The organism is Vibrio lentus, assembly GCF_030409755.1.
In the GTDB taxonomy this organism is placed as follows: Bacteria; Pseudomonadota; Gammaproteobacteria; order Enterobacterales; family Vibrionaceae; genus Vibrio; species Vibrio lentus.
The window spans coordinates 628,122-646,797 of the sequence record NZ_JAUFQE010000001.1; the positions used below are offsets into that span (position 1 = coordinate 628,122).

The following is an 18,676-nucleotide window of genomic DNA, read 5'->3' on the forward strand; positions in this document are numbered from 1 at the left end:
TAGCCACAAACAGATATAATTCTCCTCGTTCCTTAAACAACCAACCGAGATAAATATGTCTAATCAAGCACACCATACAAAAGTAGCAATTAAAGAAAAAATGAAACGTGTATATGGAGAAGATGTCGACCATAAACATAATAAAGACCATTTAGAATATAGAGAGCATCAACCATCTCATTCTGGTCACCCTCATGGCGGAGAACCTGAAGGTCACAAACATTTAGTTAATCATCATCCAGATGGTCACCACAATAAGCACCATAAAGATAAAACGCACGCACATAAACAATCATCACGCTTACACCATAAAAAGCAAAGTTCTTAAGCACTATGATTGTCTAAGTGGCGTCAATAATGAAACGCCACTTTAAATAAAACATATCTAAAAATTGGAACGTCGAGTTATTAACATGATGTTCCATCAAGGATTTACTATGTCATTTATAATTGAACAATTAAGAGACTATCCATTCATAGCTCTTTTTCTCTCATTAGGTCTTGGTTACCTAATTGGCAAAATAAAAATAGGTAAATTTGAACTTGGCGGTATTGCTGGTTCACTTCTGGTAGCCGTTGCACTTGGACAAATTGGTGGAATCGCAATTTCTAATGAAGTGAAAAGTATCTTCTTTGCTTTATTTATTTTTATGGTGGGTTACAACGGCGGTCCGCAGTTTTTCTCATCATTTCGCCTTTCATCGTTAACCCGTTTATTCGCATCCTTTGTGATGACGTTTATCGGATTAATCACGGTCGTTCTTCTCGCTAAATGGGCAGGGCTAGACAAAGGCTTAGCAGCTGGTTTGGCGGCTGGTGGCTTAACACAATCGGCGATCATTGGTACTGCGGGTAACGCGATTGACCAACTAAACCTGGCTCCAGATGTAACCTCAACGCTTAAAACAAACGTGGCTGTTGGTTACTCGATCACATACATCTTCGGCTCACTGGGCCCAATTTTGATGATGTCTCTTATCCCTATGGTTATGGGCTGGAACATCACCAAAGAAGCGAAAAAGCTCGCTGAGCAGATGGGCTCTGGCAGCAAGCAATTAAACGAAGGTGAGTTTGTTGCTTTAAACCGAGTATCTTCACGCGCTTACCAAGTAACTGCGAACTCAATGTTTATTGGCAAAAGTGTTGTTGAACTAGAAGAAGCCTTCAATGCTGATCTCACCATCGAAGCGATCTATCGCATCAACGAAAATACCGATTCTAATTTAGATATTGCAAGCAACCCTATCTTAGCGGCAGGCGACAAAGTTTATCTAACGGGGTTAACTCAAGCCTTTCCCAAAGTGACGTCACTTGGTGTTGAACTGGGTGAATTCAGCGAAGAAAACAACGTCGTTCATACACAACAAAAAGTCGTACTCACCAATAAGATATTGGCCGGTATTACTCTGCGCAGGCTTCACGACGAAACCAATGCACGTATTCGCCGCGGCGTTTATATCGCTCAACTGTCACGTATGGGACACGACATCTCAACACTGCCTGAAACAGAGTTGCACTTAGGTGACGAGATTACCCTTGTCGGTCAAAAAGAAGACCTGGCTAAAGTAGTGAAAAAAATCGGTTACAACAGCCCGCTCGCGAGTGTAACTGACTTCGTAACCATGTCGTTCGGTATGGTACTGGGTTACCTCATCGGCGAAATCGGCTTCACCATTGGTGGCTCTCATATCGCTCTGGGTTCAGGTTTAGGTTGTCTGGTTTCCGGTCTGCTTGTGGGTTATCTAAGAATGCGCACTCCACGCTTAGGCAGTATTAACCACGGCGCTGCTAATTTCATGCAGACATTTGGCCTAGCGGTATTTGTTGCGGTAGTTGGTATCAATGCAGGTGCTCCTGCGTTAACAGCCATCAAACAAAATGGCGTAACGCTGCTGTTACTTGGCGTGTTAGTGACCCTGATTCCTCAGATCCTAACGTTCCTATTCAACTACTACGTGTTGAAAATCAAAAACCCAGTTGAAGCCCTAGCGGTTGTAGCCGGTAGCCGCAGTGCAAACCCTGCATTCGCATCGCTACTAGAAAAAACACAAAACAGCACACCAGTGCCAAGTTTCACGATGACTTATGCGGTTGCCAATATCTTCCTCACCTTATGGGGTCCGATCATTATCAACCTAATTACCAAAATATCGTAATCAAAACCTGAACGCTGAATCAGGCAATTGAACATTCAGATTATTAATCAATGACTTAATACAGTCGCTAGCCTATCAGGCTAACGACTCAGAGAAGTTACCTAACTTATATATTCAAAATAATTGGATATTAACAAATTTAATTTTTAAATTAACGAGAAGAGAAATTACTATGAAACGCACAGATGAAAAACGCCTAGAAACACTAAGCCCATTTGAAATCAAAAACACACTGATCGACCTTGCGCAAAACACACATGAAAAATCGATGATCAATGCTGGTCGTGGTAATCCAAACTGGGTCGCAACTGCACCACGTGAAGCCTTCTTCCAATTAGGTATGTTTGCACTTGAAGAGTCAAAATCGAACTTCTCCGGGTATGAAGGCTTTGGTGGTATGGGAGTTCAACAAGATATTAGCCTGCGCTTTCTTCAGTTTTGTGAAAAACATGAAGATCAAGAAGGTGTTCAGTTCTTGATCGAAGCTTTCCAATTCATCACCGAACAGTACCAAGTAGACGGTGATGCACTTATTGATGAATGGGTTGAAGGTATTCTAGGTAACAATTACCCAGTACCTGATCGTATGCTCAAGTATTCAGAACTTATTGCTCGTAAATACATCGAGCAAGAAATGGCAGGCTCTCAGCCGCTACCTGCTGGCAAATTTGACTTATTTGCAGTTGAAGGTGGTACCGCAGCAATGGTCTACATCTTCAATACATTGAAGAGCAACCGCTTATTAAACAAAGGCGACACGATTGCGATTGGCGCGCCAATTTTCACGCCTTACATCGAGATGCCAGAGCTTGAAGATTACTCACTAAACAAAGTGGAAATCATGGCAACAGAAGAATCAGCGTGGCAGATCCCTGATTCTGAATTAGAGAAATTAAACGATCCAAGCGTGAAAGCGTTCTTCTTGGTAAACCCTAGTAACCCAGCATCAGTAAGATTAAGTGACGAGACGCTCTTCAAGATCGCAGAAATTGCTAACCGTCGTCCTGAACTCATCTTACTGACTGACGATGTTTATGGCACCTTTGCAGATAACTTCACTTCATTAGCGATGCTTGCTCCGAAGAACACGATTCTTGTGTACTCGTACTCTAAGTATTTTGGTGCAACAGGTTGGCGTTTAGGCGTAATTGGCGTTCACGAAGACAGTAACTTCGACCGTATGATTGCAGACCTCCCGGAGCAAACCAGAGACACATTAACAGCACGATACCAAGGCATTTCCCTTGAACCGAGTAAGATTAAATTTATTGACCGTTTGGTGGCTGACAGCCGTGCTGTTGCACTGAACCATACAGCTGGCCTTTCAACACCTCAGCAAATCCAAATGACGATGTTCTCGTTGTTGTCATTGATGCAAGGTGGTGAAGAATACAAGCGCTTGGCTAAGCAGATTGTACGTCGTCGATACAATACTTTGATGCAGAAAAACCTAGCAACGCCAACCATTGCTGAAGGCGATAAAACAGGTGCGTTTTATTATGTAGAGATTGACCTGAAAGAAATCGCTCAAACAATTCACAGCGAGGGTTTCTTCTCTTGGTTAGAAGAAACCTACGAACCGCTAGACTTCTTGGTTCGTCTTGCAGAAGAGCATGGTGTGATTGTAATGCCAGGGGCGGGCTTTGATGCACCAACTTGGTCGCTACGAGTATCTCTTGCAAACCTCGAAGAAGCGCAATATTCAAACATCACAGATGCGATGAATACGGTAATGCAAAGCTACGTTGCACGTTACGAAGCTCTGTGTTCTCAAGCAGCTAAGTAATAAAAGAACAGTCGCTGAAAAGCAACTAACACAAAAATTAATAAAGGCCTCATGTTCAAATATTACGAACATGAGGCCTTAAATTTAGCTAGTTAAATTCGTAGGTATAAGAAGCGCCAACACTATTATTTTCACCGAAATCGTCCTCAGCAAAAATAGTGAAGAAGTTGAATGATTGAGCATCACTCAATTTGTAGCTTGCGCCGACGCCAGCCCAATAGCCGGAGTAATCGTCAGAACCCATTGAACCACCACCGAAGCCCATGATAGACCACTCATCAGTGATAGTTTTCAAGCCAAAGGCACCAATATAACCACCATGTGTTGAACTCGGCATCAACACATAATCAGAACCTACATTCTCATCATCGAATACCGCCACTTCACCATCGTTATAGCTGTAGCCAGCCATAGGGAAGATTTGCCAACCGAACGGCTCAATGTCGAAATAACTCAGTGGTATAAACGTACCAATACTGTAGTTATTCTTATAAGCATCGTTGTCATATTCAGAACGACTAAAGTTGAAATTGACGATACCCAACGGTAATAACCATGAACCACCCACTCGCCACTCTTCGCCGTCCGCGTTGACACGAGCATTGATCATTCGAGCTTCATCAAGCCCGATAGAGCCTGAGAACTTAAGCTCTTCGTTATAAGCAACGCCGGCTTTGGTCACGATTTTAGTCGGGTCATCTGGGTGCTTCTCTTCAGCAAAAGCACCCGTTGAACCTAATGTTACCGCAGCAACAATGAATAGATTATGTTTTGTCATTAGAAAGTCGCGCTAACGCCAACGAAGTGGATACGGCCATCGAACGAACCATCTACCATAAATCTGTCCATATCAACCGACCCTAAGTCCGCGTATTCGTAGAACACGTCGATTAAAATATCATCCCAGTAAGTAGACGCGCCTACCGAGTAGCGATATTGCTCGCCTACTGGAAGGTCAACATACTGCATTGTTGGGTCGTCTTGCGGAGAGGTTTCGTAAGAGAAGCCGGCTTTTAGACGCCAGTCTGAGTTAAGCTGATAATCAGCACCAACCGCAAACTTCCACACATCATCCCAGTCGCGCTCTAAAGTCTGACTAATCGGCAGATTACCGTTTTGGTTTGTACCTAGATCTAAAACCGTACTATCCCATTGGCTCCAACGGTGAAACTGGATGCTTGCCAATAAATCTAATTGAGAATTCAATGCGTAGCTTGCACTGACATCAACGAGTTCGGGTACATCAATACCAGTATTCAATGAACGTTTACCGCCAGTAAAGACATTCACATCATTGTTGAATTCGTGCTCTAGTTTCGAGCGGTAACTCGCACCCAGCTTTAACTTCTCTGTTGGTGTATACATTACACCAAGGTTATAACCATAAGCCCAGTCAGTGTCTTGCTTGGCTATAAAAAGAGAAGATGACTGTTGTAATGCAGCCCAACTCAATTGAATACCTGCGCCAACAGACCATTGGTCATTCAGCTTATAACTGAGTGATGGGTTCACTTGCATTGCAGTTAGAGTAATATCTTCTAGAAGTACAGCACCTGCCCAATCGCTACCGTAATCAAGGCTTGAGCCACCGACAGCGCCAAGCGCAATGCCAAGGTGCAGTTTGTCTGTTACTTGATGTGCATGAAACGCACCAAATGAAGGAAGCACTGAGTGCCCTTTACCATCACCGCTAGAATCTTGGTTGTCTTGATATTGCATCTCAAGATCAAACGCCATGGTATTGATGGTCGTTTTGCTTTCGCCCATATGAGACATCGTGGCAGGGTTCGTCCACATTGCAGCAGCAGAGCGAGTATAAACACCGTCCCCGGCGCCGGTAGTACCAGCATTGGCGACGACAGCTTCTTGTAAAAATAGACCACTTGCGAAAGCATTTAAACTTGTAAAAATTGCGGTGGCAGCTAGCGAGTAAGTAAAAGTTTTGTTCATCAGATTGCTCATTTAGCCTTAGACATTAAATTGCTCTAAGGTTACCGCAAAGCCCCATAAGCAAATGGAATATCCGTTATTCCTGTACAAACGCTATTTGAACTTTCTCGCGACGTATGGACGTGGTTTGTCGCGGTTGATTTCACGTTGAGCAGCGATTGCTCTATTCTTGCCTAACCCTACTTTTATCTGATACCAGGTCTCGTAAAACACGGCCATGCCAGGGCTTGACCACCAAGTCTTGTTGTAGAGTTTCTTATTAGCAGCGACAACATCTGGCGACCGATTCGCACATTCAAGTGCCAACGCATAAGCTTCAGCGTAAGGGTCTTCGGCAATCTTGGTTACCAACCCATATTCTTTCGCGGTTTCACTATCGATCACCTTGGCCGTCATCGCCATTTCTAACGTGTGATCCTTGCGCATCAACTCACGAAATGCGATGGCCCCTCCCATGTCTGGAATCAACCCCCACTTCGCTTCTAAGATAGAGAAATTTGCGTCTGGGCTAGCCATTCTAAAATCACCACCGCTGACGAGTTGAAGCCCACCTCCCCAACAACGTCCGTGAATCGCAAAAATAACGGGACACGGAATATCTCGCCAACCAAGAGAGAAATGTTGAGCAGCGTTTGGCAATGTCGGTAACCATTTAAACAAAAGCTTCATCGCGCCAGATTTACTGGTCAACAGAGACTTAATATCGAGCCCTGAACAAAAATCAGCCCCATTACCTTTCACTATCACCGCGCGAATTTCAGTGTTCTTTTTTAGGTTCCTAATCATGTCATTGACGCCCTGAAACATCGCCATATCAATGGCGTTCAGTTTGTCAGGGCGATTTAATGCCACGGTCGCGATTTGGTTATCATCAATGGAGCAAGTAATGCGAGAGAGATCGGTCATGTGGGCTACTCAATTAAGTGGTCAGACCTTTAGGTTATACATTTTATTAACATATGCCAAACTTGCACATTAAGAAGCGAGAGCTGTGTTGTTCATTTGATCGTCTACACGATCTCGGCACTTCACTTTCTTCCAACAGCCGAAAGCAAAAAAGCAGTGATAGATCGTTCTACCACTGCCTTAATATTCTGCTTAACATTTCATTAAATAGGTAACACTGTCTCTACAACCTTCGAGACTTTAACAGCAAGAATATGAAGTAACTGCCACCAATAATTGAAACTAAGGTGCCCGCCGCAAGCTGCGCTGGGAACACCACCACTTGCCCTAGCCAATCTGCAAATAGCATCAATGCTGCACCAATCAAAAACGACAAAATGATCTGCTCTCGAACCAAACGAGCTCCCACCATTGCAGCGATATGCGGAGCTAACAAGCCGACAAACGCGACAGGCCCCATGGTGGTTGTCACGACCGAACATAAGACCGCAACAATACACAACAGTGCCACGTAGGCGATATTGATATTCAGCCCTCTGGCACTCGCGAACTGTCGGCCAGTCGCAATTAAGGTCACCCAACGGCTCAGTAACATTGCAACACCAATACAAGCCGTTATCACGACAGCCATTATAGTGGCTGACTCGGGCTCCACACGGTAAGTAGAGCCGGCTAACCAAGCCAATAATGTGTATTTCCCCTCACCCACTCGTGTTAAAGAGAATTGCACCAAAGCTTCCAAAACGGCGGTTAATGAAATACCTGTGAGAATCAAGATCGAAGGTGCAAACTGATGCTTCTTGCCAAGGAATAGCAATAAACACAGTGCAATCGCACTGCCTAAAAAAGCAATCCAAGGGCTCAATGAGTGAATCGAATATCCCATAAACAAGCTGCTGAAAATCAAAGCTAGAACCGCACCTGCCGACACACCAAGAATGTCTGGGCTTGCGAGCGGGTTGTAGACCAATCTTTGTAAAATCACACCAGCCACCGCCAAACCGCCACCAGCAAATATCGCCGTTAACATTCTCGGCCAACGAATAGACCATTCAAATGCGTCTGGGATAACAAAGTAGCCCATATCAGAAGAAGGCTGTGACAATGTACTCAACGCCAACAACCCGAAGATCATCGAGCCCAACAAGAAGTAAGCCAAAGATGAAATAGACTTCGGACCTTTAGGCATTGAGAAAAACAACTGATCTTGAGCAGACATTTGCTTGCGAGCAATAATGATCAACGCTGGAGCGCCAATCACCGCGGTTGCCGTCCCTGTTGGAATCATATCCAAAGACCATTGCGCCAAGAAGATCGCCAAGCTGTCAGTGACACAAAGCAATAGCGCACCTAATACACAGCTTGCGATGAGTTCAGATTTGGCCTTTAGAAAACCTAGATGCCTAGCGATGTTCGGAGCTATCAAGCCGATAAAGCTGATCACGCCCACCGAGGTAATAGATACTGAAGCCAACCAAACGCCAACCGCCATCAATACAAAGAATGTTGCGCCAATATTGAGCCCGCGCGCTGCTGCCCCTTCAGTCCCGATCGAAAGCAAAGTCAGGACTCTTGGCGCCAATAAGAAGATGGCGAAGATCGGCAGTAGCTTAGGCATTAACCACAGCACTTGTTCCCAGCCATTTTGTCCTAGGTCACCCGCTCCCCACACAAACAGATTTTGTGCGTACTGATCGTTGAGCAGAATAATCGCCGTCGCAAATGCCCCTAGCAACAAGTTGACCGCCATACCCGCCAATACAATTGGCAAGCCGCTCATGTTTTTGATTCCAACAATCGAAACAATCAGCCCCATCGCAAGCAGCGCACCGACCAAAGCAAACCAAACTGAATACTGAGCGACCAACATCGGCGCAACCACATTCAGAATAACCAGGCCAAGCCATGCACCTGATGATGTACCGAGTGTCAGTGGAGACATCATGCGATTCTGCGTCAGTTGTTGAAACAAGCTACCGATGGTGCCAAGTGTTCCGCCAACCAAAATCGCCATCACCAAGCGAGGTAAGTTGACATAGGCTAACGCCATCAGCTCGAATGATTCATCGACCATTGAGTTGAATGTAGCGATATCACTGATCTGTGAGACTTGCTGAAGCAACTCACCAATAGGGCCAAATTCAGACTGCCCTAACCATAAATGAACAAGGGCAGCACAAAACAACGCAACCCCCATCATAAAACTACTGGATTTCATTACTACTCCGCTAGCGTCAGCAGCGATTGCGCCATGGCTTCAGCGTTATACAAAATCGACATGGCACCGCCGTAACTCCAACTTGCCGCTACTGGGCTAAATTGACCATTACGAACAAAAGGCATGCTCTTCCAAACCGGAGAACGGTCTAACTTGTCTTGATACGGGAAAGGTTCAAAGTAAAGCGCAATGCCACCCTTGACGTTCTTAAGCTCGGTAATACGCTTTTGACTGATGCCCCACTGACTCGCAGGAAGATCCATCGCGTTTTCAAAACCAAGCTTTTCAAGTGCATATTGCGGAATCGAGTTATCACCGTAGATAAACACCGATGTAGTACTCGCAAAACGGAAAGAGGTGACTTTCGGCTTGTCGCCCGGATACGCTTTATCTAGTTCAGCTTTTAGAACCGCGATACGTTCATCCATCGCAGCCAGTTTATTGTTCGCTTGCTCTTCTTTGCCAAGCAATTGACCTATCTTCTTGAAGTTCTCGATAGCAGCCGCAGCATTACTGTGTTGTTCACTGTACGTTTGGTAGTAAAGCACGGGCGCAATTTCAGACAGACGCTCCTGAAGATCTTTCTGAGGCGAAGCAATAAGAATCACATCGGGGTTTAGCTTCTTCAAAGCAGAAAAATTAGGCTCAGTTCGAGTGCCAATGTCCGCCACGCCTTCTGGAATCGCAGGCTGAACAACCCAATCGGTATAACCTGCAATATCAGGTACCGCCACTGGCGTAACGCCGAGTTCGATAACTTGCTCTGCGATATCCCAGTTCAGAGCCGCGACTCTAACCGGTTGAGCTTCAAGAGTTTTAACACCCTCGCTATCTTCAACTTGAAAATTAGCCATCGCATTAAACGATAACCCACTCACTAGGATGGATAACGCGAGTTTTGTATTCAAGTTCTTTGCTTTAGAAAAATGGGAAGCTATTGGTTTTAAGCTCATATCTTTGCCTACTCAATCTAAATTCTATATTTCTTCAAACGACAAAAGCAGCCTTAACTAGGCTGCTTTAAATTGGATACACTAACTTAGTTAGAACTCATAGTTGACATTGAATTCAACGGTTTGCTCTTGGCCATACCAACAATAGCTCTCATTCCAACAAGTATAATATTCCTCATTGAAGATATTATTGGCAACGATATTAGCTGTCGCATTCTTTAAAGAACTGTTCATCTCACCTAAGTCATAACCAAGTGACAAATCAACTAACGTGTATGATGGAACAGTGCCTTTGTTTTTATCTGATGCATCGTTTAGTACGGTTTCACCTACATAACGTACGCCACCACCAACTCTAAGACCATTCATGACACCATCACGTACAAAATAGTTAGCCCAAACATTTGCAGTATGGTCTGGTACGAAAACAGGTGTTTGTCCAATGTTCGAAGCATCTTTATCTTCGGTGATTTCCATGTCGGTATACGTATAGTTAGCCAACAGATCAAGGTTATCAGTTACTTGCGCACGACCTTCTAGCTCAACACCTTGTGAGCGGATCTCACCAACGGCTGTCCATGGTGAAGCTCCGTCAGGGCGAACACCTACATTTTTCTTATTAACTTGGAAGAGAGCCAACGACCCTGATACCATATTTTCGTATGAGTCATACTTAAGGCCAAACTCTACTTGCTCACCAGTTTCAGGGTCTAGGTTATTACCACTAGCATCTAGTTTTACATTAGGCTCGAAGCTAGTTGCAAAATTAGCAAATGGAGATAAACCATTATCAAATTTGTACAAAGCACCTAAACGGTATGAGAAGTTAGTATCGTCGGTTTCAGCTTTGCTTGGAGTTCCACCCCCCACAGATACTTTGGTTGTTGTTTCAACTTTGTCAAAACGACCACCAGCAATGAATACCCAATTATCAATTAACATTTGGTCTTGGAAGTAAAGACCAAGCTGACTCATTTCAATGTCGTCATTCTGATAATACACTTTAGTAAAATCGTTTGGATTCAACTTATCGTTATTTGGGTTATAAAGGTTGATTCCATCAACACCTGCGAAAGCGTCGTAAGCTACATCACCTTCAATGTTTCTGTAATCTAAACCAAAAAGTAAATAATGATCCAATGAGCCAGTGGACACTAAGCCCGATAGTTGGTTATCAACACTTATACCCTTAGAGCTTTCATCAGTGCTATATGCTGAGCGCTCCAACTCTCCCGTTGCAGCATCAAAATTGCCACTGGCGGTACTTTCTTGATAAAAATCAGCCTGCATATAGCGGAAGTTTTGTAAGAAAGCCCAGTTAGAGTTGAAGTCATGATTAAATTTGTAACCAGTAATCAAGAAATCTCTTTCGATGGTGTTGTAGTTAACGTCACCAGCAAATGTCGACGGTGAGATTTTACCTGATTCAATCGCAGCTAACGGTAGAGTCACGTTCTGACCAAGTGCAGGATCATTCTGATAATAAAGGTTAAAGTTAATAAAGGTTTTATCAGACACATACCAATCAATTGAAGGCGCAATCACGTAACGCTCTTCCTCTACACCGTCAACTTGCGTATCTTTTTTACGACCAAGAGCGACTAAACGATAAGCAACGTTGTCACTCAAAGCACCCGTTGTATCAATTGATGCTTCAACTAGGTTATCTAAACCCGTTGCTAAACCAACTTTCGTAGATTCTTCGAACTTAGGAGCTTTCGCAATGATGTTAACCATGCCACCTGGTGGCATACTTCCATAAAGAACAGACGTTGGACCTTTAAAAATTTCTAAGCGCTCCATCGCAATTGGATCAATTTGAGGTTTTACATTCCATCCAGGAAGGATTGGCAACATCATCCCATCATAATAGTTATTTGAAGACTCAAAGCCGCGAATTTTAACCCAATCACTAAGAACCACTGCACCACCTTTGTTCTCAGTTGAAACACCTGGAGCATAACGAAGAGCTTGCATAACAGACTTAACACCACGTTGTTCCATCTGTTCACTTTCGATAACGTTGAGAGTCTGCGGAGTTTCTTCTGGAGCTAAGACAGTTTTCGTTGCTGTATTACGATAGGCTTTACCCATAATAGTAACAGTCTCGATATTCGAGTCTGCCGCTGTAACGGTTTCTTCCGCCAACGCTTGCGCTGAAAACGCAGTGAGCAACGCGACTGCCAATGATGAATACTTAAAACGAGTGTGAGTGGTCATGATTCCCTCGGTACCAATGCTTAATATAAATAATAATAAATCTCATTTGCATTGTATGTATCTAGAGATGGGATAATTAACAATTTGGTGCAAATTAAAAAAGAACTTGGCCTAATTTTAATGAAAACCGGCCAATTGCTGATTAAAAACACAATTGACCTTATTCAGTGGGAGGTTTTACAGAAAGTGGTTTCGTGGGGATATGATTACGATTTAATAATAGGAACCCAGTACTCCATTTCAGCATCTGATGCATGGACTTGATAGCCAAATGGGTACACTTCGAGTTCATAGCCATCGACACCACGATAACCAGAACTCGGCAGCCAGTTAAGCACAAACCAACTCAAAGTATGTCGCAAGTTTTCAATCGGCCCACAATGTTTAACCACCGCATAAGTTTGCTTAGGGATGGTCAACACCTTCAATTTATCCGATATGATGCTTGGTAATTGCGGGATGGAAATTCCGTCGTGAAGCTCAACACCAGCCCAATAGTGGATGTTGGTGCCATCAAAACAAGACTGAGTAAGATCAACGACGCCAATAAACTGAAGTATATTACCGTTTGGAATCGTAACTTCCTGTTCCAAGCGAGACCAAAGTTGAGGGACTTTCTCTGCAAAATCTTGTGTTAGTGAAAACAAGCCGCTGATTTCTGATGTCATGCCTTTAACAAGAAACGACTCTTTTTCATCAATGCGAACCTCAACAAAACTCAGAGCGCCTTTCTCTTCTGTACTCATGGTTTCAGATACTTGTATCGGCTTTCTTAGCCCAACTCTTTTGCCCGCTTTTCTGTATTGACTTGGGCTTGCCCCAAACATCTGCTTAAAGGAACGACTAAAACTAATTTCTGAGTTGAACCCAAGCCCAAGTGCAACATCAATGACACGCTCTCTTCCATCAAGTAGCTCTTCGGCAGCCTGACTCAGCTTTAGCTCTCTCACATAGTTAGCCACAGTAAGCCCGGTTTCAGCTTGGAACACTCTTTGCAGTTGCCAGCGAGACCAACAGCTTTGTTTCGCAATATCTTCTAGCGATAGTGTCGAGCTTAAGTTCGCATGGATATAAGCCAGAACGCGGCTAATACGATCAAATGCTGGTGTGTTCATATTCAAGCTTTCATATTCTCTATAGTAAGTAGCAAAAGATTAGGTTCACCAATAGTTTTATCATTTAAAAAGGCTTTTTTCACTTAAAAATATACAGCCTGCCCACACTTTATAAATCTCAAAAACGTCAAAAGCACCGAGTAGATGCTCCATTTTGTATGGTTATCCTCGATTATGTCCGTTATGATAACGCAACTGATTCTCATTTATTGATTTAAGATGCTTCCCCAACTGCACAATATTATCACTCGTAGGAAAGCCCCGCCTCTACATCAGAAAATCTTCGCTTACTCAAAAGAAGTTACCCCGTATTTAAGCGGAAGCTTTGGGGCACTTAATAGCAAAAGCATTGCGGTAACAAATGAGAATAGCCATAAAGAACTCAAACGAGTTTACGATGGGCTTGCGCAAAGCCACCCTGAAGCAGGCAAAGCGTATTGGTTAACGCGTACGTGGGATCTCGTGTGCTGGCAGCCTATCTATGTGACTTTCATTTCTATCTATGGGCTTCATTCGCTGCCCGATATCAAGAACATCGGTCAGTTTAGATACAAAGAATTCATTACTGGCTATCGCTTTTTTAATGGTGATCATCAGCATGGTTCACCTGAAGAACTTATCCCACCGGCTGGTGAAGCCATTCTTACATTGACTGAATTTTATCGCAGCCAGATCAGTGAATGGACACGTATTCGCCCAGGATTTACCAATCATTTATTAGCCGATCTATTGTTAGGCAGTTTGATAAAACTTCAGCAGCACGAACCAAGCCTGACTAATGATTATATCACTGAGCAAGCTAAGCTTTGGTTAGAAGCATGCCAATTGCCTAAAAGTCATTTAGACAGCCTTAAGGTTGATGCCCATTCAGGAATGCTAAAACTGATCAGAGTCAGTTGCTGCCTCGTTTATAAGTGCGATTCAAGAAAGTACTGCGACGATTGTCCTAGGCACCCTGACAACAAGAAAACCGCTAAATAACAACCACTATTTTAAAGACCAGTGCGACAAATTTGCTTTCATTAAGCATCGCTATTGGTCTCGATACAGGACCGACATGTTCCAGCTTTCAAACATCAACATCGTTCGAGACAACCGAACCATTCTCTCAGTTGACGATCTCACTATTCCGACCGATGAACTGACCGTAGTTCTTGGTCATAACGGTTCTGGTAAATCCACACTAGTAAACTTGCTATCAGGACAAATGTCACCGGATCACGGCACCGTTGAGTTCGAGAAATTGCCTCTTTCTTCATTAAAAAACAAAGACTTAGCAAAGAAAATTGCTTATTTACCGCAAAAACTTCCCGCTTCTGCAGGTTTAACTGTAGAAGAGTTAGTTCGTTTAGGGCGTTTCCCTTGGAGAGGCGCATTAGGCCGTTGGAACTCTGAAGATAAGTCGATCATTCAACAGGCAATGGAAAGAACCGGTGTCGCCGAGTTTTCACAGGCATTGGCGGATGATTTGTCAGGTGGTGAACGTCAACGCGCGTGGGTTTCTATGTTGTTGGCTCAGCAGTCACCAGTATTGATCCTCGACGAACCAACATCGGCACTGGATGTGCATCACCAGTTTCAACTTATGGGTTTACTATCTGAGCTCAACAAAAAGGAAAATGTTGGGGTGATCGTCATCTTGCACGATTTGAACCTAGCGCTGCGTTACGCGACACACATTGTCGCCCTGAAAAAAGGACAGATCGCATTTGAAGGCAGTGCCGATAAGTTGCTCGATGAAGAAGCTTTGTCTGCACTGTATGAATCCCCTATCCGACTGATCGATCATCCGGTTCCAGCCAATACTGCAGCGAGTGAGAAGGTTGCGGTGGTCTGCGAATAAGCTCAGGCTTTCAAGCCAAGTCCCATACCCAGCACCCAACACCCAACACCCAACACCCAACACCCAACACCCAACAAAAAAAGGCCATTGAAATCGTAGAACTTCAATGGCCTTATTAGAATATCTACTCGCTAATTAAGCTGAGATTCTCTCGCTTCTTGGCTACTAAAACCTCGTAAAATATTAAACAGTGTAATCAGTGTGAACACCATGATCACGATCGATAGGTGCCATGCTTCCCCTAGCCCTAACTGAACCAGCCCCATACTCACCATAGAAGACACAACCATTTGACCTCCTCCAGACATCGCAGCTGCCGCGCCTGCGTTCTTTTTGTAAGGCAACATCACTAACGCCTGAGCACAAGGTAGCGCAATACCATTACCAAGGATCATCAAGAACTGTCCTATCATTAGGTACAAAGGTTCAAGTGGACAGAAGAAAAGCCACAATGCTGCAGCAACGTGCAATACAGGTGTGCATAAGAGAGTTTTCTTGTTTCCCAACATAGGGCGAATACGGTTACACAGACTTGTACCACCAAGCATCCCTAATGCGGGAATCACCGCCCACATCGCGTATTCGTCGGACGTCATGCCGATCTGATTCTGCATGATAAATGGCATCACCGACACAGTGGTGATCATCAAACTAAAGTTAAGCCAACCAATGCTCGCAAAGCTCATAAAGTAGCGAGAGGTGAGCAGTTCTTTATATTGCAATGCCATTTTCTTCGGTGAAGGAATCGCAGAGAACTGAGTAACGGTTTCTTTGAATTTGAACGCCAATACCACCCAAGCTAATGAGACATAGCCAAGTAGCGATATGAACACCATGCTCCAGCCAAAATGGAAGTTAATAAAGCCGCCGATTACAGGCGCAATCAAAGGTGTAATAGACGCGACCATCGCAATGTAGGACATCGCCAAAGGCAAATCTGCTCCACTGAATCGATCTCGTGTTGAAGCTCGAGCAAGTACAGCGCAACAGCCAGTCCCTAAACCTTGAAGAAAACGTCCCATTACCATGCTAGTAAATGAATGGCTAAAGAAGATGATCATCAACAACCCAAGCATGGCAATCAACAAACCGGTTAGCAGTACTTTTTTACGTCCTAGCGCGTCTGAAACTGGACCATAAATAAACTGAGATGGACCAAAACCTAACAAATAGACACTCACTAAGAGCTGAGCTTGCTCTAGCGAGACATCGAAGTCTTTCGCGATCCAAGGTAAAGAAGGAAACACCAACCCCATACTGAGTTGGCCGATACTGATGACCAAACACGCAAGTAGGATCGATTTAAAGTCAAATCGACGACTCATGATGTAGAGTATCCAATAGAACCGCTGTTTTGAGATCGGGTGGTTTGAGAATAGATAGCTTGAATATCTACCTGACAACGTAAAGACAGAGAAAATAACGAAAAGGTTGCAGGGTTAGTATTCATTGTGCTCCGAAAAATCGAATAGAGGGTGGCAGGATAAACATACGTGAGCTTGTATAATCATACAATACTCGCTCAACTAAATATGTGAATAGTCACTTTTCATTTATCTTAACTATTTATTTGCCATAGCTACCTACTTGCCGGCCACAGGCTAAACTAATACAACGTCATGACAATCAAGGGACTTCAATGAACAATCATCATCGTATTCTTTCCTGTGCTTTGGCACTCATCGTTTCAGGTCCAATGGCTTCAACTCCAGTATTTGCATGGCAGGCAGAGAAGATCACTGACGGCCTCGAGATTCCATGGGGTCTCGCTTATGTCGATGACGGTACTATGCTTCTCACAGAAAAAGCAGGCGTCATTAAACACGTTGATTTAAAGACAGGTGAGCAAAGCACACTGTTCAGGCTTCCCAATGTTTGGGCGAAAGGCCAAGGCGGTCTGTTTGATATCGCGCTCTCCCCTTTTGAACTTGGAAGGTTCTATGTCACTTACAGTAAAGACGTCGATAGTGACGGTGTAACAACACTCGCTTCTGCCAGTTACACAAACGGAGAAGTGTCTAATTGGCAAGATGTGTTTGTGTCTAAATCTAGAACAGATACAGGCCGTCACTTCGGTAGCCGCATAACCTTTGATGATAGCCATCTGTATTTTTCAATCGGCGATCGTGGTGACAGAGACAACGGCCAAAACACGCTGACTCATGCAGGCTCGATATTGAGATTGAATGCAGATGGAAGCACACCTAGCGACAACCCATTCACCGATAACGACAAGGTTCTCGACGAGATTTGGAGCTTTGGTCATCGCAATCCACAAGGGCTCTTTTACGACTTCCCCAGTAAAAAGCTTTGGTCTATTGAACACGGGCCGCGCGGAGGTGACGAAATCAACCTAATAAAAGCAGGTGCCAACTACGGCTGGCCAGTAACATCACACGGTAAAGAGTATTGGGGCCCTATCAGCGTTGGCGAATCGGAAACCAAATATGGTATTGAAGCGCCTAAGAAAGTCTATGTTCCTTCAATCGCTCCGGGCAGTTTAATCGTCTACCAAGGTGACAAATACCCTGAATTGCAAGGCAAGCTGTTGGCAGGCGCACTTAAACTTACCCACATCAATATTGTGACGGTCAACGAACAAGGTGAGGCAATCAAAGAAGAGCGTATTCTAGAGGACTTAGGTGAAAGAATAAGAGACATCGAAACCTCACCCGACGGCGACATTTTCTTCAGTACTGACAATGGCAATCTATATCGCCTGAAGAAGTAACACGGTACGCAATCACACCGTCATTATAAGGTATGGTTGCGTCCGTTTATTTACCATTTAGTAGGACTCCAATCTAGCGAAACGTCTGCCGAACTCGCGGTTTGAAAACCTGACGTTGGTGGTGGTTATTTCAAAGGCCTCGACTTAGTGGTTACACGTATAAAACCAGTGTAGTTACTCCAAATTTGTCATCAATTTCACCCACGTTTTTCACAAAAACGACAACAAATCACCATACTACTGTAACTCCATGATATTTAAGGAATGCAAAGTTTGACTGCCCCCAAGTTTCTGCAACCTTTCGTTATGGATTCGATTGACTATCCCCTGATTTGATTTAGACTTCATCTCGGCTAGAAAGAAAGTTCTTTGTATATAAACATTTCGTTGGATTACTAGTAACCCCGTTGTGTTGTACGCAATAGCAATAAACTTTTCCACGCTATCAGTGCCACAATTGGCTCACTATAAAAATTAAATTTTAGGATATCATCATGTCTAACACAGTTACTGGTACAGTAAAATGGTTCAACGAAACTAAAGGCTTCGGCTTCATTCAACAAGAAAACGGTCCAGACGTATTCGCACACTTCTCTGCAATCACAGGCGACGGTTTCAAAACTCTTGCTGAAGGCCAAAAAGTTGAGTTCGTAGTATCTCAAGGTCAAAAAGGCCCACAAGCTGACAGCATCAAAGTACTTTAATTTAGTATTTTAAAGCTTTCTAAAAATAGCCAGCCTCTGCTGGCTATTTTTTTACCCGCTATTCAGAGATTTAAGGTAATATTCCCCCTCACTA

Annotated in this window: 15 protein-coding genes; 7 read left to right on the plus strand and 8 right to left on the minus strand. The window is 43.9% G+C overall.

Annotated features, from left to right (window positions below; genetic code table 11):
• The first annotated feature begins 55 nt into the window (after positions 1 to 55).
• The 3 genes from QWZ07_RS02545 to QWZ07_RS02555 all read left to right on the plus strand — a co-directional run bounded on the left by QWZ07_RS02545 (position 56) and on the right by QWZ07_RS02555 (position 3,942).
• The gene (locus QWZ07_RS02545) at positions 56 to 328 is read left to right on the plus strand and encodes a hypothetical protein (RefSeq protein WP_065104678.1); all 273 of its coding nucleotides are present in this window, start codon (positions 56 to 58) and stop codon (positions 326 to 328) included.
• Positions 329 to 437: 109 nt separating this feature from the next.
• Positions 438 to 2,156: an aspartate-alanine antiporter gene (gene aspT, locus QWZ07_RS02550; protein WP_192852863.1), complete on the plus strand. Its 1,719-nt coding sequence runs from the start codon at positions 438 to 440 to the stop codon at positions 2,154 to 2,156.
• A gap of 172 nt (positions 2,157 to 2,328) precedes the next feature.
• Complete coding sequence (locus QWZ07_RS02555; RefSeq protein ID WP_192852862.1) at positions 2,329 to 3,942, plus strand: bifunctional aspartate transaminase/aspartate 4-decarboxylase; 1,614 nt, start codon at positions 2,329 to 2,331, stop codon at positions 3,940 to 3,942.
• An 88-nt stretch (positions 3,943 to 4,030) separates the two neighbouring features.
• On the opposite strand, the gene QWZ07_RS02560 is transcribed toward QWZ07_RS02555, so the two are convergent.
• The 7 genes from QWZ07_RS02560 to QWZ07_RS02590 all read right to left on the minus strand — a co-directional run bounded on the left by QWZ07_RS02560 (position 4,031) and on the right by QWZ07_RS02590 (position 13,304).
• Positions 4,031 to 4,720, minus strand: coding sequence for a hypothetical protein (locus QWZ07_RS02560; protein WP_102278773.1), 690 nt, complete (start codon positions 4,718 to 4,720; stop codon positions 4,031 to 4,033).
• On the minus strand, positions 4,720 to 5,892 hold the full coding sequence (locus QWZ07_RS02565) for an OmpP1/FadL family transporter (protein WP_192852861.1): 1,173 nt from the start codon (positions 5,890 to 5,892) through the stop codon (positions 4,720 to 4,722). The genes QWZ07_RS02560 and QWZ07_RS02565 overlap by 1 nt, the downstream gene beginning before the upstream one ends.
• Positions 5,893 to 5,985: 93 nt before the next feature.
• The gene (locus QWZ07_RS02570; protein WP_192852860.1) at positions 5,986 to 6,798 is read right to left on the minus strand and encodes a crotonase/enoyl-CoA hydratase family protein; all 813 of its coding nucleotides are present in this window, start codon (positions 6,796 to 6,798) and stop codon (positions 5,986 to 5,988) included.
• Positions 6,799 to 7,021: 223 nt separating this feature from the next.
• Positions 7,022 to 9,016 carry a Fe(3+)-hydroxamate ABC transporter permease FhuB gene (gene fhuB / locus QWZ07_RS02575; protein ID WP_192852859.1) on the minus strand — a complete coding sequence of 665 codons (1,995 nt, stop codon included), beginning with the start codon at positions 9,014 to 9,016 and terminating at the stop codon, positions 7,022 to 7,024.
• A gap of 2 nt (positions 9,017 to 9,018) precedes the next feature.
• Complete coding sequence (locus tag QWZ07_RS02580) at positions 9,019 to 9,969, minus strand: iron-siderophore ABC transporter substrate-binding protein (RefSeq protein WP_102297320.1); 951 nt, start codon at positions 9,967 to 9,969, stop codon at positions 9,019 to 9,021.
• Between the two features lie 90 nt (positions 9,970 to 10,059).
• A complete protein-coding gene (locus QWZ07_RS02585) occupies positions 10,060 to 12,189 on the minus strand; it encodes a TonB-dependent siderophore receptor (RefSeq protein WP_099165627.1) in 2,130 nt (709 codons plus the stop codon).
• 206 nt (positions 12,190 to 12,395) lie between these two features.
• Complete coding sequence (locus QWZ07_RS02590) at positions 12,396 to 13,304, minus strand: AraC family transcriptional regulator (protein ID WP_192852858.1); 909 nt, start codon at positions 13,302 to 13,304, stop codon at positions 12,396 to 12,398.
• A 219-nt stretch (positions 13,305 to 13,523) separates the two neighbouring features.
• Between QWZ07_RS02590 and QWZ07_RS02595 the strand changes: the two genes are divergently transcribed.
• Together QWZ07_RS02595 and QWZ07_RS02600 are read left to right on the plus strand one after the other, a co-directional pair.
• Complete coding sequence (locus QWZ07_RS02595) at positions 13,524 to 14,285, plus strand: siderophore ferric iron reductase (RefSeq protein ID WP_192852857.1); 762 nt, start codon at positions 13,524 to 13,526, stop codon at positions 14,283 to 14,285.
• Positions 14,286 to 14,361: 76 nt separating this feature from the next.
• On the plus strand, positions 14,362 to 15,147 hold the full coding sequence (locus QWZ07_RS02600; RefSeq protein WP_192852856.1) for an ABC transporter ATP-binding protein: 786 nt from the start codon (positions 14,362 to 14,364) through the stop codon (positions 15,145 to 15,147).
• 131 nt (positions 15,148 to 15,278) lie between these two features.
• On the opposite strand, the gene QWZ07_RS02605 is transcribed toward QWZ07_RS02600, so the two are convergent.
• On the minus strand, positions 15,279 to 16,472 hold the full coding sequence (locus tag QWZ07_RS02605) for a multidrug effflux MFS transporter (RefSeq protein ID WP_192852855.1): 1,194 nt from the start codon (positions 16,470 to 16,472) through the stop codon (positions 15,279 to 15,281).
• A 314-nt stretch (positions 16,473 to 16,786) separates the two neighbouring features.
• Here QWZ07_RS02605 and QWZ07_RS02610 point away from each other — a divergent pair, with 314 nt between their 5' ends.
• On the plus strand, positions 16,787 to 17,878 hold the full coding sequence (locus QWZ07_RS02610) for a PQQ-dependent sugar dehydrogenase (RefSeq protein ID WP_192852854.1): 1,092 nt from the start codon (positions 16,787 to 16,789) through the stop codon (positions 17,876 to 17,878).
• Between the two features lie 494 nt (positions 17,879 to 18,372).
• Positions 18,373 to 18,582 (plus strand): cold-shock protein, encoded by a 210-nt coding sequence (locus tag QWZ07_RS02615; protein ID WP_010430417.1) that lies wholly within the window; start codon positions 18,373 to 18,375, stop codon positions 18,580 to 18,582.
• The last annotated feature ends 94 nt before the right edge of the window (positions 18,583 to 18,676 follow it).